The sequence below is a fragment of the Paenirhizobium selenitireducens ATCC BAA-1503 genome, assembly GCF_900492185.1.
In the GTDB taxonomy this organism is placed as follows: domain Bacteria; phylum Pseudomonadota; class Alphaproteobacteria; order Rhizobiales; family Rhizobiaceae; genus Allorhizobium; species Allorhizobium selenitireducens_A.
In genome coordinates, this window is the sequence record NZ_UEYP01000001.1 from 180,669 (window position 1) to 203,264 (window position 22,596).

Here is a 22,596-nt window from a genome sequence, read left to right on the forward strand (position 1 = left end):
CCGCCCCCAGGGCAAGCCCAGAATTGGACGGTACGGAGGATCGTCCCCTGCCGTCGCGATGCCGCTGTCTGGAGAAGGCCGGCCTCGGTGCAAGGCCACAAAGTCACAGGATAAGTATACGTGTCCCACACCAATTCGTGGCATAAGCACGTTACAACCGCACTGCAATAAAGGTCTCCATGCCGAAGGGCGACGACAAGGACAAGAGCGGGCGTCTCACAGCCCGCGCCAAGCCCGCCCCGCCGAAGAAAAGCGCGATGCTTCTCTTCGCGGTCCTGCTCGTGGCCTTTGCCCTTGCGATCGTCGCCACGCTGCTTTTGGCCAATGACCGGCGCAACCTGCGTGCCTTGCTTGATCACTACGATCTTCACTGGTCGCTTGCCGAGACGCCGCGCCAGCCCGCCGGGACGCGGGCGTTGCGCGGCCGGCGGCTCACGGCGGTTCCGATAGCCATTCCCGCACGCTTCTTCGCTGAACCGGAGAATGCCGCCCTTGGCACCTTCGTGAGGGAGGTGCGGGCCAGCGGCCACGAACTGTGTGCCGCCTTCAAGGCCGCCGGCGTGGACAATCAGGGCTGGAAACAAAGCCAGTTCGACCGCAAGACGTTCGAATGCCTGTCGGAGACGGTGCTGCCGGCGAAGGAGGACGGCGCGCAGAACGCTTCCTTCTTCTTCATCGCCAAGGGCACGCCGGAGGGCGAGGTGGGCTCGATCCGCATGAAGCTCGTCGCACCGGAAACCGCCGACGGCGAGAGCGTGCATCGGCTGCTGGTCAAGGCGCTCGAGCAGCTGATCGAACAGGCCCGATGGCTGGATCTCGCCCCCGCCATCGCCAGCGCCGAGGCCCTGACCGAATTCACCGCTGTGCGCTTCGGCCTGTCCTTTCGCTTCACGCAGGAATTTTCCGCGGCGCGAAGCTATAATCTAATCATCCTGCCGACATCCAAGGATCCGGCCGTCAAGCGCAGCCGCGCCTATTTCGACACTGCGCAATGGCTGACGCTTCCCGCCGTCATTGCCCGGATACCGGACTTCCTCCTGGCCCATGTCGTCGCAACCGCCCCGATGCCGTCCATACCATGACGTCGGCGTCAAAGCTTGAACATATATATAGTTCTCATTATGTATCGACGAGAAAACACTTGCGAAGCGGCCGCCCCGTCGCGATTGCGGGTCGCAACCGCCTGTCGAACAAAGGAACTCATCGATGCACATCCGCCCCGTCACGCACAACTACCACGTCACCGGACAGCTGAAGCCGACGGATCTCGGCAAGGTCGCCGAAGCCGGCTATGCGGCGGTCATCTGCATGCGGCCGGACGGCGAAGGGTGGGGACAGCCGAAATTTTCGGCGATCGAGGACGCGGCCAAGGCCGCCAATATCAAGGCCTATTATCTGCCGGTCGGCGGCTCCGCCGTGCCGATGGAGCAGGCGCGCAAGCTGCGCGGCCTGCTCAAGGAAACCGAAGGCCCGATCCTCGCCTTCTGCGCCTCCGGTGCGCGCTGCGCCGGGCTTTACCAGATGGCCGAACAGATCGGCGGCTGAGCGCGCCGGTCCACACTTCCCCAGCTAAGCCTCGCGCCAGTTCGGGCGCTTAAGAGACGGACAACCGAGGTCCGCGACGATTCGCTTCGACATCGTGGCGCCACGAGCACCTGTTTCGCCCCTTAACGCGGCAACCCGTGTTAAGGGGGCATTCCTGCGAGGCCGCATGCCGAAACTATCCGTCTGCATTCCCGTCGAACCCGGACAGCCGGCGCCGACGCATCTCGTCAACCGGCTTCTCGAGGCACCCGACTCCAGCGTGGAAGTGATTGTCGCCGCCTGCGGCACGCCGAAAGGCGCCTGGCCTTATCTCGAGGCCCGTGCGGCGGCCGATTCCCGCCTGCGGATTCTTCCCCCCGCGCCGGAAGGCCTTTCCGCCGCAAACCTGTGGATCGGTACGCTCGCCGCCACCACCGGCGACTGGGTTTCGCTCGTCTCCCCTGAGGACATGCTCCAGGCCGACCTGCCCCGTCTCCTCGCCCATGTCGAGGAGACGCATCCCGATGCCGACGCGCTCGGCTGGAATGCGTTCGCCATCGATCCCGATGCTCCACGCCGGATAGCCACGACGGTCGCAGTGCCGATCGTCCACCATATAGCCGAGATCGACAAGGCCCGGATGCTGGAAGCCTTCTTCCAATGGGCCGGAAGCCAGAATACGCCGCGCATGCCATTCGGCCTCTATCACGGAGCCGTGCGCCGCCCGCTCGTCGAGACCATCCTTTCATCCACCGGTCGCCTTAGCTGGCTCACCCCCTTGCCACGATGGGAATGGGCGGCCCGCGTGCTGATCTTCTCGCAGGGGTTCGTGCTCTCCCACCGCCCGCTCTCCGCCATCAGCGCCACGCCGTTCCTCCCCGTGCCGATACCGTCGGCGCTTGAGGGCTTTCCCTTCGATGCGCGCATCGGCCTGACGGCCGCCATCGCCGAGGTCCAGGCACGCGTCCTGCACGAACTGGGCGCCAATTGGGCGGGCTTCAACGCGGATTTCGTCAAGGCCTGCACCATCGACTGCATGCGTGAACATGATGAGGCTGCCTTCGAGCGCCGCGGCCAGGGCTATTTCGAGGCGATCCACCGCATGCCCGGCGGCGCCGCGCTGGCCGAGCGTTTCCGCCCCCAATATTTCCCCGAGCCGCCCGAGGACAAGAGACGCGGACTGCATGCGCAAATGCTGCTGGTCGACCGCTTCATCGGCAATGCGCAGACGGCCCAGGAGTTTTTCGACGTAGTCGAATCGATCCTCGCCCCGGTCTTCGTCATCACCGATTTCTTGCCGATCAAGGACGATTGAGCCGCGCAAGCGCGGGTCCGCTTTCAGCCGACCCGGGTCGCGCCCGACAGCGTCAGCAGTCCGGGATCGTCCGGAAAGGTCGCGAGGAAATGGTCGATGCTGCCCTTCGAGAGGGCGCCGCCGGAGGCAAACATCCGCCCCGGCCCGCTTGAGCGATCGCGTTGCTGGGTCGAGAGGAACCAGTCGGCCGGCCCTGCGCCGAGCAGTGAGGCAAAATCGGTTTTCAACTTCGGCTCATCCATCAGGGCGCGATAGTGCTCTTCGAGCAGACCCGCGGAACGGCGCGGCTGATATCGCTCGCACGCCGTCGCCTTTGTTGCCGCGGACATGCGCGCGCGCGCCTCCGGGTCGCCCAGCAGGCGCCCGAGCCTTGTTGCCATTTCGGCCGGATCGGCGGCCACCACGCCGTTCAAGCCATCCGTGACAATGGCGCATTCCGCCGGATTGGCCAGCACCACCGGCACCAGCCCCAGCGACATCGCCTCGATCAGGGCGTTTTCCGCCGTGCCGTAATGATCCTCGCGTAGCGGATAGAAGAAGATCCCGGCGGCCTGGAGCGCGGCGCGGGGATCGGCCGTCTGGCCCTCCAGCCGGACCCGTTCGGGATGGCGCATGGCGCGGGCGCGGGCCGCCGGCTCGCCTTCAGGGTCGAAACCGCCCCAGACCGATACGCGAATATCGGGATTGTCCACCGCGTCGATGATGTCGAAGAAGGCGGGATGCATCTTGACGAAATCGACAGTGCCGAGATAGGCGACCGCAGCTGAAGTCCCGCCCCCCTGCCCCGGATCTGTTCCCGGCGCCCCATCCTCGAAGCCGAAGCCGGAACCGACGACGCCAAGACGTGCGCGCACGTCGTCCGGCAGCGCGGCAATGTCCGGCGACTGGAGTGAACAGGGAGAGGTGAAGAGAAACCTCCCGGCGGCCGAGAACAGGCCAGTCGGAATGTAGGGCGCGAAAAGCCCTGACACATGCGCCCAGAAAAGGCTGCGCATCGGCGGCAGGTGTGATGCGGCCAGAAGATGGTAGAGGCGCGGATGGTTCCACCATTCGACCTGGACGATGTCGGCGCCGTCGATCAGGTCCGCGAGCGAAACACCTTGGCTGGCATGATGGAGGCGGCCTCCCGCCTGCTCGACCAGGTCGGCATAGCGGCGGTCGCGGGGTTCTTCGAGAAGATAGTAGGCGCGATCGACAGACGAGCCGGTCGCGCCCTGGATGGCCGCATGGGCCTTGCCGACACCGCCGCCGAGATGCGGCGTGATGTGCAGGATGTTCATTCGGCGGCGATGGGGGCCATCGGCTTGAGACCGCCCGGCGCCTTGACGGCCGGGTTGATCGTCACCTTCTCGCGGAACCGCTCGAGCAGCATTTCGCGGTGGTCGTCGATATTGTCCGGCAGGCAGTGGGTGAGCTGACCGCAGCTGCCGCAGACCTTGTTCTCGCAACGACGCCCTTCGAGATGCTGCAGGCGCAGCGCGTTCATCGCGTCGGAGGTCCAGATCTGGCTGAGCGGCGTGGTGCGCACATCACCGATGATCAGCTTGCGGCCCCAGTCGAGGAAGCAGGACGAGACGAGGCCGTCGGCGTTCACGCTCATGGCGTAGAAGATATAGGGACAGGTATCGGTGGGCTTCAGTGCCTGCTGATAGATGCCGACGTCGCCGATCTTGATGCCCGAGCGCTCCTCGACGTCGAATTCGGGCCAGCAGGGAGCGAAATTCTCGATGAAGATGCGGTCGCAATAATCGCCGAAGGTGTCGAAGAATTCCTGGCGCTGCGCCTCTGTAATCAGTTCGCCGGGGATCTTGATCGACACTTCCATGTCGCCCTTGTTGGCGTCCAGCCACTTCACGCCCTCGACGAACTTGTCGAAGTCGAAGTCGAAGCCGGTGAACTCCTGATAGGTTTCGCGGGTCATGCCGTCGACGGAGATGTTGATCTTGTCGAGGCCGGCCTCGATCACCGGGCCGAGGCGCTCCGGCGTAAGGAAGGTGCCGTTGGTGGTGGTGTCGATATAGTCGACGTAACCGCTTTTCTTGGCATAGGCGATCATGTCGGCGAGGCGCTTGTTGAGGAAGGGCTCGCCGTCCTTGTACATGCGAAGCACCTTGATTGGCTTGCCGAAGGCGCCCAGGTCGTCGATCGCCTTGGTGAAGACGTCGTATTTCATCGCGCCCTGATAACGGCCGGTGTCGGCGATCAGCTGGCGATGGCCGGTCGGGCAGAAGGTGCACTTGAAATTGCAGGAACTGGCCGGATCGATGAACACGATGAAGGGCGTTTCGAGCGGGATGACGGTCTCGAGAGCGGTCCGGTCATCGAGATTGATCCGCGGCTTCAACTGGGCTTTCATTTAGCGTCTCCGGCATTCGGGTAGGAGTGATCGCATTGCATAGGCCGACCACAGCCGCCGTATCGGAGGGATGGATCGCGGCCGTTCCGAATTCCAGCAGGTCGCGCCTGCCGTATTCGTCGGCGATCCGTTCCGCCAATTGGCGTATCGTCGTCGGGAGACCTGAACAAATGTTGATTGCGCCAGGCTGACCTGTCTCAACCACATCGGCGATCATCGCCCCAGCCTGCCGCACGTCGAGAAAGTCCCGAAGCTGCGTTCCCGCGGAAAGTCTTGCGACTTCGCCGCGACCAAGCCGTTCGCGGATATAAGGCACGAGACGGGCCGGATACTCCCCCTCGCCGTACAGGTAGAAAAGCCTGCACCAGGAGAAGGTCGCGTCCGTCTTCGCGAAATACTGTGTCAGCATATGGTAAACGGAAAGTTTACACGCGGCATAGAGTGTCGCCGGCTCCAGCGGGGCGTCGACCGCAAGCCGCTCCGACGGCAGGCGATATTCCATGCAGGTGCCGACGCCGATGAAATGGCGGATCCCGGCTGCCGCAGCGCCACGGGCGAGTGCCAGGGTCCCGGTGACGCAATCGAGATTGAGCGGCGAGTCGAGATACTTGCCCGGCTCGACATACCAGGCGGCGTGGATCACGGCGTCGACGCCCTCCAGCCGCTCCGCCCACCAGTCGGCGGTCTCGGCAAAGACATCCGCCGTCAGGATGGCGTGCTCGGCCCTTGCGCCCTCCAGCAGGCGCGCCGCGCTGCCGGGGCGAAGCACCGGAACGACGTCATGGCCCGCTTCGGCCAGCCGGCGATGGATCTGGCGGCCGACGAAACCGGTGGCACCGGTCAACACGATCCTAGTCATGACAAGCTCCGGGAAAGGTCACGCCCTGATAGATTACTTTAAAGACAGGCGGACCGGCAGGTTGTTCGAATCATCCGGGATGGCAGTTTAGACGAGCCGGGCGGATTGCGGACGGAAATGATCGAAGCCAAGCAGACAGGGGCGCAGGAGCCAGTCGCGGCATCGCCGGATCGACCGGCGGTGATCGCCCGTGCCTTCGGCGCCCTGCCCGACCGGTCTTCATGCCTCGCCCTTCTCCGCGCCATCGCCGACGAGACTTGCACGCCGGGTCCCATCGCCCCACGCCAGCCGCTGGCGCTCTATGGGGCCGGCAATCTCGGGCGGTTGGCGCGCGACCATCTGCGCACCGTGGGCGAGGATTTTGCCCTGGTCGTCGACCGCAATGCCGAGGCCCTCGCGGCCAGTGGCGAATGGACCGGCACCCGGCTCGTCCATCCCGATGCCGTCGATTTCGGGACGAAGGCGCGGGCCATGCTCGCGGTCAGCATCGTCACCAGCCCCTATGCTCCGCTGGAAGCGGCCCTTGCCGCTGCCGGCTGGCGCGACATCGTGCCCTTCTACGACGTCGCCGAGAGCTTCCGCGACCGCCACCCGCTGTCGAACGGCTGGTTCGCCGACCCCTTCTCCGACGATGACGTCCAGTCCATCGGTGCGGTCCTCTCGGCCTGGGACGACGACCTCTCGCGTGCGCACCACTTGCAATTCATCGCCTGGCGCCGTCTTCGGCAGGAATGGAGCTTCGACGGCGCGCCGGTGACGATCGACGACCGTTTCTTCATTCCGCAGATCCTCGACGTGCTTCGGCCGGACGAACGATTCCTCGATGCCGGCGCCCATCACGGCAGTGTCACGGTGCGCTTCATCGCGGAAACGGATGGGCAGTTTGCCTCCATCCTCGCCGTCGAGCCGGACGGGCAAAGCCGCACAGTGCTCGAGCAAACCCTCGGCGGCCTCACCTCGGATCAACGAAGCCGCATCACCGTCCGCGACGCGCTTCTCGACAGCGAGCGCCGAACCGTCCGCTTCCATGATGGCCTCGGCTACGCCTCGCAGATCTCGCCCACCGGAACGAGCGAACGCGCGACCCAGACGCTGGACGGCCTTGGCGCGGCCCCGAGCTTCGTCAAGCTGCATCTCGAAGGCGGCGAACTCGCCGCTCTCAAGGGCGCGATTGCCACCTTGCGCAAATATCGCCCGATCATTGCCGCAACGGTCTATCATGATGCGGACGGCATTCAGGCGACGCCCGCCTGGCTGATGGACAATCTCGACGGCTACCGTTTCCTGTTTAGGCTGCACAGTTGGTGCGGCACCGGGGCGGTCGTCTATGCCATACCGGAAGAACGGCGATGACCATCATTCCGAGCCTCGACCAGCTTGCCCGCACCGCAGCCGACATCCGGGCCTTCGCGCTGTCGCTGCCCAATCCGCAGCGTCCGCGAACGGCGATCTACGGCACCGGCTTTCTCGGCGCCTGGGCCTGTTCCTGGCTGAAGGACAACGGCTTCGACCTCGTCGCCAGCTTCGACGGCAATCCCGAACGGGCGGGCACACGGTTCCACGGCCTCCCCGTCCATGCGCCGGAAGCCATCGGCGAGATCAGCCCGGATCTGACGCTCGTCACCGCGCGCCATGCGATCGGTCCGGTCACCGCCCGGCTCGAAAAGCTCGGCGTCGCCAGCCTGTCCTTCGACGCCTTTTATGCCGCGCTGCATTTCGAGGCCTTTGCCGCGGTCCACGAACTTCTCGACGACGAGCGCTCGCGCGACGTGCTGCGCGCCGTCCTGGCGGCGATGCTGACGGGCGAGAAATCCTATTGCGAGGTGGTGTTCGAGAAGGACCAGTATTTCTGCCTGCCGCGCTTCTGCGGTGTGGAGAAGGAGATCTTCGTCGATGCCGGCGCCTATGTCGGCGACAGCGTCGAGCGCTTCATCTGGGCGCATTACGGCGTGTTCGCCACGATCCACGCCTTCGAGCCCGGCGCACGCCAGCATGGCGCGCTGAAGGCGAGGACCGCCCGGCTCGTCGAGGAATGGGCGCTCGATCCGGCATCTGTCGTCCTCAACCGCAGCGGCCTTGGCGCCGGCGAGGCGCAGATGGCCAGCGCCAGCCAGAGCGGGCAGTTGCAGAGCCTGGCATTGGGCAGCGTGGGCGCCGGCCCGGATGCGGTCACCGTGACCTCGCTCGACCGCTACCTGGACGGCGCGCCGGCCAGCTTCATCAAGGCGGATGTCGAGGGCATGGAGATGGCCTTGCTCAAGGGGGCGGCCGAGACGATCGCGCGCTATCGGCCGAAGCTCGCCATCTGCGTCTATCACTATCCGTCCGACATACCGCAAATCTCGAGCTACCTGAAATCGCTGGTGCCGGCCTACCGGTTCGCCCTGCGCCACCATTCCCCGCAACTCATGGAAACCGTGCTTTACGCCTGGACAGAGTGAAGCGGCCATTCAAGAGGAGTTACCCATGGATCCTGTCGAACACTTCCGCGACTACGTCGCCAACAATATCCGGGAAATCGGCGAGGACCGGGATTTCATCGGCCTGTCGAACATCTGGGTGCGGGAATCGATCCGCCACCGCTATGCGCAGAACTTCACCTGGCTCGGCCGGCCGATCATCCAGGTCCCGCAGGATACCTATGCGATCCAGGAACTGATCTGGTCATGCCGTCCCGATCTGGTCATCGAAACCGGCATCGCCCATGGCGGCTCGCTGGTGATGAGCGCATCCATGCTCGCCATGCTCGATTACTGCGACGCCGTGCAGGCGGGAACCGTGCTCGATCCGAAGGCCAGCCGCCGCAAGGTGGTGGGCGTCGACATCGACATCCGCGCCCACAACCGCGCAGCGATCGAAGCCCATCCGCTGACCCACAAGATCCACACCATCCAGGGCTCCTCGGTCGCCGACGACGTCTTTGCGCAGGTCAAGGCCCATGCCGAGGGCTATGACCGGGTCATGGTCTTCCTCGATTCCAACCACACGCACGAACACGTGCTCGCCGAGCTCGAGCTCTATGCGCCGCTCACCTCCAAGGGCTCCTATTGCGTCGTCTGGGACACCGGCGTCGAGGACCTGCCGGCCGACATGTGCGCCGATCGCCCCTGGGGCAAGGGCGACAATCCGAAGACCGCCGTCTGGGAATACATGAAGCGGCTGGAGAGCGAAGGCCGCACGGCACGCGACGGAGAGCCGCTGAAATTTGCCTATGACAAGACGATCGAGAACAAGATCACCATCACGGCCTCGCCGGACGGCTTCCTGAAGCGCGTCTGAGCCTTCGTAACTGCCGGGTTACAAACGACAAGGCCGCGGTCGTGACCGCGGCCTTGTCCTATTCGGGAAAGGAAATCCCGTTGCCTGTCTTCAGGCAACGCGCTTCTGCATCGTCTGGATCGGCCGCTTCTCGCCGACCGGCGTCAGCATTTCCTCTTCCCAGGGAAAACGCAGGCCGTCCAGACGCACCTCGACCTGATCGGCCGGGCGGATCATGCCATTGATGACGTCGAGCAATTCCACCGGTGTCGTCACGCCGGCGATGTCGGAGCGGATGAAGGTTCCCGTCACGTTCGAGCCGCTGAGCTGCAGGCCATAGCGCGCATCCTTGAACACCGGCTGGAAATGTTCGAGGAATTTTCCCCGGCGCCAGTTCTTGAACGCTGTCCTGTACCCGTCGCGGACGATGTTGAACGATTCCTCGTCGCGGAACATCTCGGTGTTGAAGGCGCACGACCTGGCGAAGTTCTTTTCCCAGCCGTCATAGGTCAGCTTGTACTTGGCGCGGAACCATTGCTGGCAGATGCCGATCGATGCCGTCACGCCCAATATGCTCTGGAACGGGAAGTCCTTCAAAAGAGGGTCGTCGTCGAAATTGCGGCCGAGCTCGGCCATGAAGATGTCGACCTTCCTCTTGATGTCGGCGAGCTTGCCGATCGAATAGGAATTGCTCTCCGGACAGCTTCCCATGACGGAAAAGGTCCGCTGGCAGAAGGCGAAGTGCTTGCCCTCGACCATCACCTTCATCGCCATGTCGTAGTCGATGACGGGATGCTCGAAATAACGTCCGCCGTATTTCCGCCGGATCCGGTCGAGCAGATCGCGGGAAACCGCCGAATGGTAGATCGAATAGCCCGAGGTCGGAACGGTGGTCGCCTCATACCAGCCGAACATGCGCTTCAACAACTGCTCGCGCGGCACCTTCACGACGAAGGAATTGAACGGCACGTGTATGCTGGTGCTCTTCTGGTCCGGCGAAGGCCAGCTATAGGCCACGACACTCCAGGCGAAGGCCTCCGTTTCCGGATTGACCGCAACCACCTTCTTCAGCACCGTCATGACGTCCGGATCGATGAAGTCGTCGTCACCGATCACGGTCACCCAGTCGCCGGTCGCAGCAGCGAGCGTGCGTTCCCAGTTCTCGATCATCGGCAGGGTGCGGTCGGCGGACGGCAGGTAGACGATGCGCGGGTCGCCTTCATGGGCGCGCATGTAGTCGTTCATCACCGACGGATCGTCGGAATTGTCGACGAAGACGAATTCCAGGTCGTCGCGCTTGCTGCGCAGCAGGCCTTCGATGGTCTTCTGGAAGTAATATTGGCGATTGCGCGAGGGGACGCAGATCGACAGACGCATGTTTCGAGCCATAGTCTTCTCCGCTTCGGGTGATGCAGCGGCTCCGCTTGTTGACCGCCGGGTTTGCAACTCCGGGCTTTTCACTCCGGGCGAAGCGGCCCGCGCAAGGGCGGGTTCGCGACCGCTATCGTCGGGGCATCGCGCTTCGGCTGCGGCGCGTCTAGGGATGCACCGTCAGGCTCGGCACCGCCGTCACGAACTTCCCATCCCAGTCGGTGATATACGAAAGCTGTCGCTTGATTTCTGTCTGAAGATTCCATGGCAGTATCACTACCCTTTCAGGCTTTTCCGATTTCAGGACGTCCTCGGAGACGATCGGGATCCGGCTGCCCGGCAGGAAGGTTCCCTGCTTGGCCGGGTTCTTGTCGACGACAAAGGAAAGCAGATCCGGCTTCACGCCGGCAAAGTTCAAAAGCGTGTTGCCCTTGGCCGCGGCGCCATAGGCGGCGACCTTGAGGCCCTGGCGCTGGCAATCGATCAGGAATTCCACGAAGTCGTTGCGCACGCGCTGCGCGGTCGCCTGAAAGCCGGCATAGAAGGCCGGCTGGCGCATGCCGGCCGCCGTCTCCGTCGCCAGCAAGGCCGCAACGCTTTCGCTTACCGGGTGGGCTGCCGTATCGGCCCGGTCGGCAAAGACCCTCAGGCTCCCGCCATGCCAGGGCGTGGTCTCGACATCGAAGACGCGCAGGCCGTTTGCGGCAAAGATCCGCTCGACGGCGATGAGCGAGAGGTAGGAGTAGTGCTCGTGATACGCGGTGTCGAACTGCGCCTCCGTCACCATGTTGAGCAGGTGGGGGAATTCGAAGGTGGCAACGCCTGCCGGCTTCAGCAGCCGTGTAAAGCCGGCGACGAAATCGTTGATGTCGGGCACGTGGGCAAGCACGTTGTTGGCCGCCATCAGGTCGGCACCCCAGCCGTCGGATGCAAGGCGGGCGGCGAGCGCGACGCCGAAGAAATCCTCGACGATCTCGATGCCCTTTTCGCGCGCCGCGGCCGCCGTGCTCGCGGTCGGCTCGACGCCGAGGCAGGGAATGCCGCGGGCCTTCACATATTGCAGCAGATAGCCGTCATTGGCGGCAATCTCGACGACGCGGGAGGTGCTGTCCAAGCCCAAGCGCTCGGCCATCGCCGCGACATAGGCTTCGGCATGGCCGAGCCAGGAGGTCGAGAACGAACTGAAATAGGCGTAGCTCTCGGAGAAAAAGGTTTCGCGCGACGCAAAATCCTCGGTCTGCACCAGCAGGCATTCGTTGCAGACCCGGATCACCAGCGGATACCAGAGTTCCGGCTTACCCAGATCCGCCTTTCGCACATAGGAATTCGACGGCGGCGCCGTGCCGAGGTCGAGGAAGGGACCCATGTCCTGCGACTGGCAGTGGCGACATTTCATGCGGCAAGTCCTCGGTAGTCGGTGCCCAGCGGCGGATGGCCCGCGTCGCGCGGCGACAGATGCGCGACAGGCAAAGGCCAGGCGATGGCGAGCCGCGGATCGGTCGGGCTCAAGCCCCCCTCCGCCTCGGCGCGATAAGGGGCGGAATGGGCGTAGATCATCCGCACATCGTCGCTCAGCGCCTGGAAGCCATGGGCGAATCCCTTCGGGATGAGGAAGGAACAGGCATTGTCGGCCGAGAGCTCGACCGCGACATGCTCGAGGAAGGTCGGCGAGCCGTGTCTCAGGTCGACCGCCACGTCGAGGATGCGGCCGGCGAGGCAGGTCACGAGCTTGAACTCGCCAAAGGGCGGGGTCTGGAAGTGCATGCCGCGCACGGTTCCGGCAAAGTGCGAGACGCTTTCGTTGACCTGGGCGACCGGCCCGCGCCAGCCGATTTCGGCCAGTTCCTCGCCGCAGAACAGACGCGAGATATGCCCCCGCTCGTCGGCGATGCGCCGGCGCTTGAGGATCAGCAGGCCTTCGATCGGCGTCGTTTCAACGTCGAAACGGGCGGTCATACGGCGGCCCTCATGGGTCGCGCACGAACCGCCTCGAAGGCGCCGATGTCGGCGAGGCAAAGGTCTGCCGCCGATTGGCCCGCCGCAAGCCCGCGATACCAGGCCATGGTGCGAGTGACGGTTTCGTCGAGGTTCCAGACAGGACTGTAGCCGAGCGTGTCGCGGGCGCGCGTGGAATCGAGCATCAGATAACCCGCCTCATGCGGCCCATCCGAGCCGTCACCGTGAACGGCTTCGCCCCCGCCAAAGGCCATCGATGCCTTGTCGAGCACGCTTGCCACCGTTGCCGCCGCCTGATGGTCGGGGCCGAAATTGAGGCTCTGGGCAAAGTGGGGATCGTCCCAGAGGCGTTCCGCCATCATCAGATAGCCGTTGAGCGGCTCCAGCACATGCTGCCAGGGCCGGACAGCCTGCGGACGACGCACCATCAACGATCGTCCCCCGCCCCAGGCCTTGACGGCGTCGGGGATCAGGCGATCTTCGGCCCAATCGCCGCCGCCGATCACATTGCCGGCGCGGGCCGTTGCAAGGCCGATGCCACGCGCGGCAAAGAAGGACGCGCGATAGCTGGCGGTGACGACCTCGGCGGCCGCCTTGCTGGCGCTGTAGGGATCGTGTCCGCCGAGCGGATCGGTTTCGACGAAGGGAAGCGCCGTCTCCGGGTTCTGGTAGACCTTGTCGGTGGTGACGACGACGATCGAGCGGACATCGGAGGCGATGCGCAGCGCATCGAGCAGATGAGCCGTGCCCTGCACGTTGGTCTCATAGGTGCCGATCGGATCGCGGTAGCCGGCGCGCACCAGCGCCTGGGCGCCGAGATGAAGGACGATCTCCGGCTTGGCCAGCATGACGCGGGCCGCCACCGCATGGCGATCGCGCAGATCGCAGATTTCCGCTGCCGCCGGCTTGCCGTTCAGAAGATTGAACAAGGATGGCTCTGTCTCGGGCACCAAGGACAGGCCGGTCACCCTGGCACCCATTTCCGCCAGCCAGAGCGCGAGCCAGCTTCCCTTGAAGCCGGTATGCCCGGTCAGAAGAACGCGCTTGCCTTTCCAGAATGCGGGATTGGCCATGCTCACCACGACTTCCACGGCGGGTTGCCGCTGTTCCACAGGCTCTCCAGATGGACCTTGTCGCGCAGCGTATCCATCGGCTGCCAGAAGCCGGTGTGGAAGAAGGCCTTGAGCTGGCCGTCCTCGGCCAGGCTGGACAACGGTTCCGCTTCCCAGCTGGTCGAATCGTCGGCGATACGGTCGATGCATTTCGGGTCGAGCACGAAGAAGCCGCCGTTGATGAAGCCGCCTTCGCCTTCCGGCTTCTCGACGAAGCCTTCCACGGTGTCCCCGTCGAGCTTCAGCGCGCCGAAGCGGGCCGGCGGGCGGACCGCCGTCACCGTCGCCTGCCGGCCGTGGCTCTTGTGGAATCGGACCGTCGCGCCGATGTCGACGTCGCAAAGGCCGTCGCCATAGGTGAAGCAGAAGGCTTCCTCGTCCTTGAGATAGTCGGCGACGCGCTTGAGCCGCCCGCCGGTCATCGAGTTCTCGCCGGTATCGACCAGCGTCACCCGCCAGTTCTCGGCGCTCTTGCGATGGAACTGCAGGCGGTTCTCGGCCAGGTCGAAGGTGATGTCCGACATATGCAGGCCGTAATTGGCGAAGTATTCCTTGATGACATAACCGCGAAAGCCGCAGCAGATGATGAAGTCACGGATGCCGTGGCCGTGATAGAGCTTCATGATATGCCAGAGGATCGGACGCCCGCCGATCTCGATCATCGGCTTGGGCTTCAGATGGGTTTCCTCGGCGATGCGCGAGCCGAGACCACCGGCAAGGATGACGGCCTTCATCGCGAACGCCCGTCCGCCAGACGGGATCCCGGCGTGCCGGTGCCCCGCTCATCGTAACCCGCAGCAAAAGCCATGATTCGTCCCACGCCCCACGAACATTCCATCGTGGGAAGAGGCTAGCCGACGAAACTGTCGTCAAACTTGAGGGACGAAAGGGCCGATAGCGCCGGCGGCGGCGGAGCGCCGCCGTCCGCTCAGAAGCCGCCCGCGGCCAGGCGACGCCGCAGCGCGCCGATATCGGGGGTCGCATCCTGCTCCAGGCGCTCTTCCCAGGCGAGTGCCGTTTCGACGATCAGGTCGAGGTCGGCAAGGCGCGGCACCCAGGCGAGCTTTTCGCGCGCCAGGGTGGAGTCGGCGACGACGAAGGCTGCATCGCCGGCGCGGCGCGGGCAGTATTCGACGGCAAACGGGCGGCCGGAAACGCGGGCAACCGCGGCCAGCACGTTGAGCACGGAATAGCCGGAGCCATAGCCGCAATTGGCGACCAGGGAGGGCTCACCGCGGCGCAGATAGGCAAGAGCCCGCAGATGCGCCTGAACCAGATCCGCCACATGGATATAGTCGCGCACGCCGGTGCCGTCGGGGGTCGAATAGTCCGTGCCATAGACCGCGACCGAACGGCGCTTGCCAAGCGCCGCCTCGCAGGCCACCTTGATCAGATGGGTCGCACGGTCGGTCGACTGGCCTGTCCGGCCCTTCGGATCGGCGCCGGCCACGTTGAAATAGCGCAGCGCCACATAGCGGAAGTCATGGGCGCGGGCGGTGTCGCGCAGCATGATCTCGCTCATCAGCTTGGACTGGCCATAGGGATTTTCCGGCAGGAGCGGCGCGGTTTCCTTGACCGGCTCGGCGCTTGCCGGCGTGCCGTAGACGGCGGCCGTCGACGAGAAGATCAGCTTGTCGATCCCGGCCTCGACCGCCGCCGAAGCGAGCACCCGCGTGTTGCCGGTATTGTTCTCGTAATAGCCAAGCGGATCGGACACCGATTCCGGCACGACGATCGACCCGGCGAAATGGACGATCGCCTCGATCTCGTTCTCGAAGAAGACCTGCCGCAGCAGATCCGCATCGCCGATGTCGCCGAGGTAGAACCGCGCCTGCGGCGCGACGGCCCAGCGGAAGCCTGTCGAAAGCCGGTCGATTACCACCACGTCCTCGCCTGCATCCAGCAGCGCCCAGACCATGTGACTACCGATATAACCGGCCCCACCCGTTACCAAGATCGCCATGTTTGTCCATCCCGCAATTCTTTGACGGGATGAACCTAGGCAATGCAGCCTTTAACTTTGCTTACAATTCTCGGCCTTGCTCAGTATTGATACAGTTTAGTTTCAAGTATATATAACGCAATATTGCAAACTTCGCTAGAATTTTATCGATCGCGGCGCGGAGCATGGGAACCCCGCGCCGTCGCCGCATCAAAGCGCCAGGATATAGCGGCACAGCCGGTCGGCCGCTTCCTCGATCTGTTTCGGGTCGCGCAGGAAGCAGGCCCGCAGGAAACCCTCGCCGCCCATGCCGAAGGCCGATCCCGGCGCCAGCGCCACGCCGGTTTGATCGACGATGTCGAGCGCAGCCTGCCGGCTGTCGGTGATGCCGTCGATCTTCAGGAAGGCATAGAGTGCCCCTTCGGGCTTCAGGGTTTCGACCCGGTTGGTGGCGATCAGCGCGTCGCACAGCAGATCGCGCGATTTCTTCGCGCGTTCGAAATTCTCGCGAACGAAGCCGTCACCCTGATCGAGCGCGGCAACCGCGCCACGCTGCATGAACTGGGCGACGCCGGAGGTGGAATACTGGATCAGGTTCTCGAAGACCTGCCCCGTTTCCGGCGGCGCGACGATCCAGCCGACGCGCCAGCCGGTCATCGACCAGTTCTTGGAGAAGGAGTTGGCGAAGATCACCCGGTCGCCTTCGACCATGACGTCGAGGAAGGACGGCGCGCGGTGTCCGCCGCCATAGTAATAGAGCGCATAAATCTCGTCGGCGAGGATCCACAGGCCGTGGCGGCGCGCCAGTTCGAGAATGGCCTTGAGGTCAGCATGCGTCGCCGTCCAGCCGGTGGGATTGGACGGCGTGTTGATGAACAGGCCACGCGTCTTCGGCGTGATCGCCTGTTCCAGTCGCTCCAAGTCGAGCGACCAGCGGCCATTGCCGAAGGTCAGCGGAACGCCGACGGAGCGGCCGCCGGCAATGTCGATCGCCGAGATGATGTTCGGCCAGGCCGGCGACAGGTAGATCATCTCGTCGCCCGGCTCGGTGATCGCCTGGACGCCAAGCGCGATCGCCTGCATGCCGGAGGCTGTGACATAGAAATGCTCGGGCGACAACTCGACGCCGAAATGGCGGGCATAGTAGCGCGACAGCGCCTCGCGCAGCTCGGGAATGCCGCGCTGCCAGGTGTAGAAGGTTTCGCCGCCGAGAAGCGCGTCGCTTGCGGCGCGATTGATGAAATCCGGGCTCGGCAGGTCGCCTTCCCCGGCCCAGAGCGGCAGGAGCCCCTCGCGTCCACGGGCATAGTTGATGATCTCGACGATCCCGCTTTCCGGCGCGGCAAGGGCGCGCGGGCTGAGATCCTTCACAAGCGACATGGCAAGCTCTCCGGTTCGACGTCTGTTCGCGAACCAGAGGTCTAGCCGATTGCGCCAGGAAAATCCCATGACAATCCGTGAGGGCAGAATCGATTTCGGTGATGGATACGCGAACGCCCGCCCCGGACGCAGCCGGGGCCAAGCCCATTGCGCATGCCGCCGTCAGCGCGTCTTCAGCAGGTCGCGGATTTCGGTCAGCAGTTGAATGTCGGCCGGCGGCGGAGCGGCTTCCGCATCCTTCTTCTCCTGCTTCTCGAGCGAGGCGCGCAGCGTGTTCACGCCCTTGACCATCAGGAAGATGATCCAGGCAAGGATCAGGAAATTGATGATGACGGTGATGAAATTGCCGTAGGCAAAGACGGCGCCCTGCTCGCGGGCGGCCTCGAGCGAGGTCGCCGTCACCTTGGAACTCAGCGGCAGGAAATAGTTGGAGAAATCGAAGCCGCCGAAGACCACGCCGACCAGCGGCATGACGATGTCCTGGACAAGCGAGTTGACGATCAGGCCGAAAGCACCGCCGATGATCACCCCGACGGCAAGGTCCATGACATTGCCGCGCGCGATAAAGGTCTTGAACTCGTTCAGCATACCCATCTCCTTTGATCGTTCGACAAGCCACGCTCGTCCCTGGCGTGGCGTCCTGCCTCGACAAGGAATATCGAAAGTACGATCATTCGGAAACAGTGAAATTCTTGTCGTCGCGGTCAGCGTTCGACTTAAGATCGAGATTGAAGCGATTTCAAACGGCGGTGACTTCCCCTAAGGTTCCCGCTCGATGGAACGCCGACGATGAGGAGGAAGCGTGCTTCCGGGATGGGTCATCTTTGCCTCGGCCTTCGCCTATCTGCTGCTGCTCTTCGCGGTGGCCAGTTACGGCGACCGCAAGAGCCGCGCCCAGGGCGTGCCCGAGAACGGCCGACCGATCGTCTATGCGCTCAGTCTCGCCGTCTATTGCACCTCCTGGACCTATTTCGGCGGGGTGGGTCTCGCTGCCGAACATGGCCTCGAATTCACCGCCATCTATATCGGCCCGATCCTGATGTTCACCATCGGCATGCCGATCGTCCGACGGATCATCGATCTCGCCAAGGCGGAGAAGCTGACCTCGGGCGCCGACTTCATCGCCGCGCGCTATGGCAAGAATCCGATCGTCGGCATGCTGGTGACGATCATCTGCCTGGTCGGGACCATTCCCTATATCGCCCTGCAGCTGAAGGCCGTGTCGAGCTCCGTCGCCGCCATGGTCGACCCGACGGAATACGGCATAGGGACGGGCAACCTCTATTTCATAGACCTGCCGCTCGTCGTCGCCTTCGTGCTCGCCTGCTTTGCCGTGGTCTTCGGCACGCGCCACACCGACGCCACCGAACACCAGGACGGCCTGATCCTCGCCATCGCGATGGAATCGGTGGTCAAGCTCGTGGCGTTCTGGACGCTCGGCATCTACGTGGTGTTCTTCCTGTTCGACGGACCGACCGACCTGTGGCAGAAGGCGACCGAGAACGAGGCCGTCATGACGGCGCTGTCGTACCAGACGCCGCTCAGCCGGTGGCTGCTGCTGATCGCACTGTCGGCCTTTGCCATCATTATGCTGCCGCGCCAGTTCCACGTCACCGTGGTGGAGAACCGCACCAGCCGCGAGTTGAAGCTCGCCGGCATCCTGATGCCGCTCTATCTCGTCGCCATCAACATCTTCGTCCTGCCCGCGGCGATCGGCGGGATCATGACGTTTTCCGGCGGCGGCGATGCCGACCTGTATGTCCTGTCGCTGCCGCTGCACAACGAGATGGCGACCGTTTCGCTGATCACCTTCCTCGGCGGATTTTCCGCCGCGACCGCCATGGTCATCGTCGCCTCGGTGGCGCTGGCGATCATGGTGTCGAACGACATGATCCTGCCGATCTTCCTGAGGCAAAAGCTTCTCACCCGCCCGAGCCATCGCGACGACTTCGCCAAGACGCTGCTGCACATCCGCCGCTCGGCGATCTTCGCCGTCATGCTGCTCGGCTATGTCTATTACCGCTCGGCCGACAACACGACCGGGCTCGCCTCGATCGGCCTCTTGGCCTTTGCCGCGATCGCGCAGATCGCCCCTTCCCTGTTCGGCGGCCTGATGTGGCGACGAGCCAATGCCCGCGGCGCCATCGCCGGACTGTCCTCCGGCATTTTCGTCTGGGCCTATCTGTCCTTCCTGCCGAGCCTCGGAGCGCAGGACAATTCGCAGATCGCCACGTCCATCCTCGGCTTCCTCTTTCCGGGCGTCGGCATGTTCAGTCCGGAACATGCCGACCCGCTGGTCAATTCGACGCTGCTCAGCCTGCTGATCAACACGGCGGCCTTCATCATCGGCTCGCTCAGCCGCAATCCGCGTCCCGTCGAGCGGATCCAGTCGGGCATTTTTGTCAAGCGCCATCCGCGCTCGCAGTTTGCCACGCGCGGCTGGAAGACGCGGGTCACCGTCGGCGACCTGAAGGCCGCCATCGCCCGCTACCTCGGCGACGAGCGCATGACGCGCTCCTTCCGCTCCTACGAGCAGGCCGCAGGCCGGCGCCTCGATGACGACAGCCCGGCAGACATGGCCTTCATCCATTTCTCCGAGCAATTGCTCGGCAGCGCGATCGGCTCGTCCTCGGCAAGGCTCGTGCTGTCGCTGATCCTGCAGAAGGCCGAGGACACGTCGGCCGACACGGCCTGGCTGCTCGACCAGGCCAGCGAAGCCCTGCAATATAACCAGGACATGCTGCAGACCGCGCTTTCGCAGATGGACCAGGGCATCGCGGTGTTCGACGCTGGCAATCGCCTGACGATCTGGAACCGAAGGTTCCGCAGCCTGCTCGACCTGCCGGAACATGTCGGCCAGGTCGGCTTCCCCTTGAGCGAGATGGTCGCAATCCTCGCGCAACGCGGCGACGTCGCCACCGGCGACCAGGCCCAGCTGGTCAAGCGCTTCCACCAGTTCGACAAGCCGTTCCGGCTGGTCACAACGGCCGGAGAGCGCATCATCGAGGCGCGCTGCAATCCGATGCCGGACAAGGGCTTCGTCGCGACCTTCACCGACATCACCAGCCAGGTGGCGGCCGACAAGGCCTTGAAACAGGCCAACGAGACGCTGGAACAGCGGGTCGGCGAGCGGACCGCCGAACTCACTCGGGTCAACCATGCGCTGGCCGAGGCGCGCGCGGCCGCCGACGAGGCGAATATCGGCAAGACCCGGTTTTTCGCCGCGGCCGGCCACGACATCCTGCAACCGCTCAATGCCGCCCGGCTCTATTCCTCGTCACTCGTCGAGCGGCTAGGCGATTCGGACAATAGCAGCCTGGTCCGCAACATCGATTCCGCCCTGGAATCGGTCGAGATCATCCTCGGCGCCGTGCTCGACATATCAAGGCTCGACACCGGCGCCATGAAACCGCGGCTGGCGCCCGTGCCGCTGCAGGGCTTGCTGGAACGCATCGAGACAGACTTCGCGCCGATCGCGCGGGAAAAGGATCTCAAGCTGGTCGTCATGCCGACGTCGCTCACCGTCCGCTCCGACCCCAATCTCTTGCGCAGACTGGTGCAGAACCTCGTCTCCAATGCCATCAAGTACACCCCCTCCGGACGCGTGCTGGTCGGTGCCCGGCGTCACGGCAATGAGGTCGTCATCCAGGTGATGGACAGCGGTATCGGCATTCCCTCATCGAAGTTCCGCACCGTGTTCAAGGAGTTCGCCCGGCTAGAGGAGGGCATGCGCACCGCTTCCGGCCTGGGGCTAGGGCTTTCTATCGTCGATCGCATTGCCCGCGTGCTGAACCATCCGGTGCAGCTTTCGTCCAAGCAGGGCAAGGGCACGACCTTTCGCGTCGTGATGCCACTGGACAAGTCCGTTCCGGTGGCGGCCGCGGTGACGGACCTTCCCGTGGGCGGCAAGACGGCCATCCCGCTCGAAGGTTTGCGGGTTCTTTGCATCGACAACGAACCGAAGATTCTCGAAGGCATGGACCTCCTTTTGTCCGGCTGGGGCTGCGCCGTCACCTTGGCCGGCTCGATCGAGGCGCTCGATGCGATCGTTGCGGCGAACAAGAGCCCGCCGGACGTCATCATCGCCGACTATCATCTCGGCGACGGTAGCGGCATCGGCGCGATCCTGCGCCTCCGGGCGCTCTACGAGAGCGACATTCCCGCTCTTCTGATCACCGCCGACCGAACGGCCGAGGTCAGGGCGGAAGCCGAACGGCAGAACATCACCCTGCAGCACAAGCCGGTCCGTCCGGCTGCCCTTCGCGCCTTCATCACCCAGGTTTCCGGAGGCAAGCGGGCCGCCGCCGAATAGGTCGCTCCACCGAGACCGAATGGGCTTGAGCCTCAGCGGTTGCGCGATCCAGGCGGATGAAACGGACGGCCTCGATATGCCCCCCCAACCCTCTATCTCCGGCCAGTTCGGTTCTGCGTCCAGCGTTCCAGCGAAGCCACCTGTGGCGGACGCTCGGGCTTCGACCATTCGGCGAGAAGGTCCTCCTCCACCTTGTTGCGGCCCAGCGCCTCCCAGCCGTCGGGACCGGCCCGGACATAGCGCACGAAGGTGAAGCCGGTTCGCCCGCGGGTGGTAGCGGCGACCACTTCGTCCGGCAGGATGAGACGCCTGCCGTAAACGCGACGGGTGGGCAGCCGCATCTCCGGCAGCACGGTGTTCACCAGTTCCGTGCAGAAGGTGCAGGAGGTCGTGTCGAGGTCGAAATAATAGTCGAAGGGCATGCCGACGCGCTGGTAGAAGCCTGTCAGTGCCTGCCGCCGCCGCATAGCGCCAAGGCCGGCGGGCCGCAGGAGGGCAATGGCATCGGCATCCAGCGCGGCAGGCGCCGTGGAAAGGTGGACACCCTTGTTGTCGGCCTCGATGAACAGGGCACCGTCGCGGATCGCGGCGTGGTGCTTGCGGACCGCCGGATGGTCCCAGGCGCCGGCGCGGCGCAGTTGCGCTTCCGTCCCGACATAGATCGCCACATGGCCGAAATGGCCTGGGATCGCATGGCCGGAGAGGCGTCCCTTGTTGCTGACCGCGACCACATCCAACGGCCGGAGATCGGCGAGCAGACGGTCGATCGCGGCGTCATGGCGCAGCAGGTCACCCTTGCGCCAGACGACGGCTGCGACCATCCGGCCGATCGTCGGGGCGAAAGGCTCGGCCAGGGCGACGAGGCCCTTCGGATAGCGTTCCGGCTTCTGGCAGCAATCGCCCAGCGGGGCATCGGCTGGCAACGGGGCCTGGGCGGGCTTCGGCACTGTCGTGCAGGCCGAAACGAAGAGCATCAGCCCGACCACGAGGGCACGGGACGCCCAGCGACGGAGCGCAATTCTGTCAAACGCCATGGCCCAGCCTGCGGCAAGCAGCGCGCATGGTGAAGCGGCGCGAAAATATCATCATCATGCAGAAACCAGGCCCGTCCCCCATCCGCGCACAGACCCCACTCCGTGCTCCGGCACCGTTCATTCGATCCAACGAAGATAACTAATCCGGGGCGCGCGGCAAATCAATCGCCGAGAGGC

Annotated in this window: 19 protein-coding genes; 7 read left to right on the top strand and 12 right to left on the bottom strand. The window is 64.4% G+C overall.

Features of this window, described 5'->3' with window-relative positions:
• Window positions 1-179: 179 nt before the first annotated feature.
• The 3 genes from RHIZ70P_RS00860 (at window position 180) to RHIZ70P_RS00870 (ending at window position 2,839) form a co-directional block, all read left to right on the top strand.
• A complete protein-coding gene (locus RHIZ70P_RS00860) occupies window positions 180-1,082 on the top strand; it encodes a DUF6030 family protein (protein WP_115668492.1) in 903 nt (300 codons plus the stop codon).
• Window positions 1,083-1,206: 124 nt separating this feature from the next.
• Complete coding sequence (locus tag RHIZ70P_RS00865; protein WP_115668493.1) at window positions 1,207-1,545, top strand: beta-lactamase hydrolase domain-containing protein; 339 nt, start codon at window positions 1,207-1,209, stop codon at window positions 1,543-1,545.
• A 166-nt stretch (window positions 1,546-1,711) separates the two neighbouring features.
• Window positions 1,712-2,839 (top strand): hypothetical protein, encoded by a 1,128-nt coding sequence (locus RHIZ70P_RS00870; RefSeq protein ID WP_115668494.1) that lies wholly within the window; start codon window positions 1,712-1,714, stop codon window positions 2,837-2,839.
• A gap of 23 nt (window positions 2,840-2,862) precedes the next feature.
• On the opposite strand, the gene RHIZ70P_RS00875 is transcribed toward RHIZ70P_RS00870, so the two are convergent.
• The 3 genes from RHIZ70P_RS00875 to RHIZ70P_RS00885 are packed head-to-tail and all read right to left on the bottom strand — an operon-like array spanning window position 2,863 to window position 6,054.
• Entirely contained in the window at window positions 2,863-4,119 is a 1,257-nt protein-coding gene (locus RHIZ70P_RS00875) for a glycosyltransferase family 4 protein (RefSeq protein WP_115668495.1), read from the bottom strand.
• Window positions 4,116-5,195, bottom strand: a complete 1,080-nt coding sequence (locus tag RHIZ70P_RS00880; protein WP_115668496.1) for a radical SAM protein — start codon at window positions 5,193-5,195, stop codon at window positions 4,116-4,118. Before RHIZ70P_RS00880 ends, RHIZ70P_RS00875 begins: the two co-directional genes overlap by 4 nt.
• Window positions 5,158-6,054, bottom strand: a complete 897-nt coding sequence (locus RHIZ70P_RS00885; protein ID WP_115668497.1) for an NAD-dependent epimerase/dehydratase family protein — start codon at window positions 6,052-6,054, stop codon at window positions 5,158-5,160. The genes RHIZ70P_RS00880 and RHIZ70P_RS00885 overlap by 38 nt, the downstream gene beginning before the upstream one ends.
• 117 nt (window positions 6,055-6,171) lie before the next feature.
• On the opposite strand from RHIZ70P_RS00885, the gene RHIZ70P_RS00890 reads away from it, so the two are divergent.
• From RHIZ70P_RS00890 to RHIZ70P_RS00900, 3 genes are read left to right on the top strand one after another with little or no spacing between them, the layout of a single operon-like run.
• Window positions 6,172-7,407, top strand: coding sequence for an FkbM family methyltransferase (locus tag RHIZ70P_RS00890; protein WP_115668498.1), 1,236 nt, complete (start codon window positions 6,172-6,174; stop codon window positions 7,405-7,407).
• Window positions 7,404-8,495, top strand: a complete 1,092-nt coding sequence (locus RHIZ70P_RS00895; protein WP_115668499.1) for an FkbM family methyltransferase — start codon at window positions 7,404-7,406, stop codon at window positions 8,493-8,495. Before RHIZ70P_RS00890 ends, RHIZ70P_RS00895 begins: the two co-directional genes overlap by 4 nt.
• Before the next feature lie 25 nt (window positions 8,496-8,520).
• Window positions 8,521-9,333 (top strand): cephalosporin hydroxylase family protein, encoded by an 813-nt coding sequence (locus RHIZ70P_RS00900; RefSeq protein ID WP_115668500.1) that lies wholly within the window; start codon window positions 8,521-8,523, stop codon window positions 9,331-9,333.
• 90 nt (window positions 9,334-9,423) lie between these two features.
• On the opposite strand, the gene RHIZ70P_RS00905 is transcribed toward RHIZ70P_RS00900, so the two are convergent.
• The 8 genes from RHIZ70P_RS00905 to mscL form a co-directional block, all read right to left on the bottom strand.
• The gene (locus RHIZ70P_RS00905) at window positions 9,424-10,701 is read right to left on the bottom strand and encodes a glycosyltransferase family 2 protein (RefSeq protein ID WP_115668501.1); all 1,278 of its coding nucleotides are present in this window, start codon (window positions 10,699-10,701) and stop codon (window positions 9,424-9,426) included.
• A gap of 148 nt (window positions 10,702-10,849) precedes the next feature.
• Complete coding sequence (locus tag RHIZ70P_RS00910; protein ID WP_115668502.1) at window positions 10,850-12,079, bottom strand: class I SAM-dependent methyltransferase; 1,230 nt, start codon at window positions 12,077-12,079, stop codon at window positions 10,850-10,852.
• Window positions 12,076-12,639 (bottom strand): dTDP-4-dehydrorhamnose 3,5-epimerase family protein, encoded by a 564-nt coding sequence (locus tag RHIZ70P_RS00915; RefSeq protein ID WP_115668503.1) that lies wholly within the window; start codon window positions 12,637-12,639, stop codon window positions 12,076-12,078. The genes RHIZ70P_RS00910 and RHIZ70P_RS00915 overlap by 4 nt, the downstream gene beginning before the upstream one ends.
• A complete protein-coding gene (gene rfbG / locus RHIZ70P_RS00920) occupies window positions 12,636-13,712 on the bottom strand; it encodes a CDP-glucose 4,6-dehydratase (protein WP_115668504.1) in 1,077 nt (358 codons plus the stop codon). Before rfbG ends, RHIZ70P_RS00915 begins: the two co-directional genes overlap by 4 nt.
• Before the next feature lie 2 nt (window positions 13,713-13,714).
• Entirely contained in the window at window positions 13,715-14,485 is a 771-nt protein-coding gene (gene rfbF, locus RHIZ70P_RS00925; RefSeq protein WP_115668505.1) for a glucose-1-phosphate cytidylyltransferase, read from the bottom strand.
• 194 nt (window positions 14,486-14,679) lie between these two features.
• Entirely contained in the window at window positions 14,680-15,714 is a 1,035-nt protein-coding gene (gene galE / locus RHIZ70P_RS00930) for a UDP-glucose 4-epimerase GalE (RefSeq protein WP_115668506.1), read from the bottom strand.
• Between the two features lie 189 nt (window positions 15,715-15,903).
• Window positions 15,904-17,073, bottom strand: a complete 1,170-nt coding sequence (locus RHIZ70P_RS00935; RefSeq protein WP_115668507.1) for a pyridoxal phosphate-dependent aminotransferase — start codon at window positions 17,071-17,073, stop codon at window positions 15,904-15,906.
• 162 nt (window positions 17,074-17,235) lie between these two features.
• Window positions 17,236-17,661 (bottom strand): large conductance mechanosensitive channel protein MscL, encoded by a 426-nt coding sequence (mscL, locus tag RHIZ70P_RS00940; protein ID WP_115668508.1) that lies wholly within the window; start codon window positions 17,659-17,661, stop codon window positions 17,236-17,238.
• Window positions 17,662-17,875: 214 nt separating this feature from the next.
• On the opposite strand from mscL, the gene RHIZ70P_RS00945 reads away from it, so the two are divergent.
• Window positions 17,876-21,385 (top strand): PAS domain-containing hybrid sensor histidine kinase/response regulator, encoded by a 3,510-nt coding sequence (locus RHIZ70P_RS00945; protein ID WP_115668509.1) that lies wholly within the window; start codon window positions 17,876-17,878, stop codon window positions 21,383-21,385.
• Between the two features lie 92 nt (window positions 21,386-21,477).
• Here the strand turns inward: RHIZ70P_RS00945 and RHIZ70P_RS00950 are convergent, their stop codons facing one another.
• Window positions 21,478-22,419: a YiiX/YebB-like N1pC/P60 family cysteine hydrolase gene (locus RHIZ70P_RS00950; protein WP_115668510.1), complete on the bottom strand. Its 942-nt coding sequence runs from the start codon at window positions 22,417-22,419 to the stop codon at window positions 21,478-21,480.
• Window positions 22,420-22,596 lie beyond the last annotated feature (177 nt).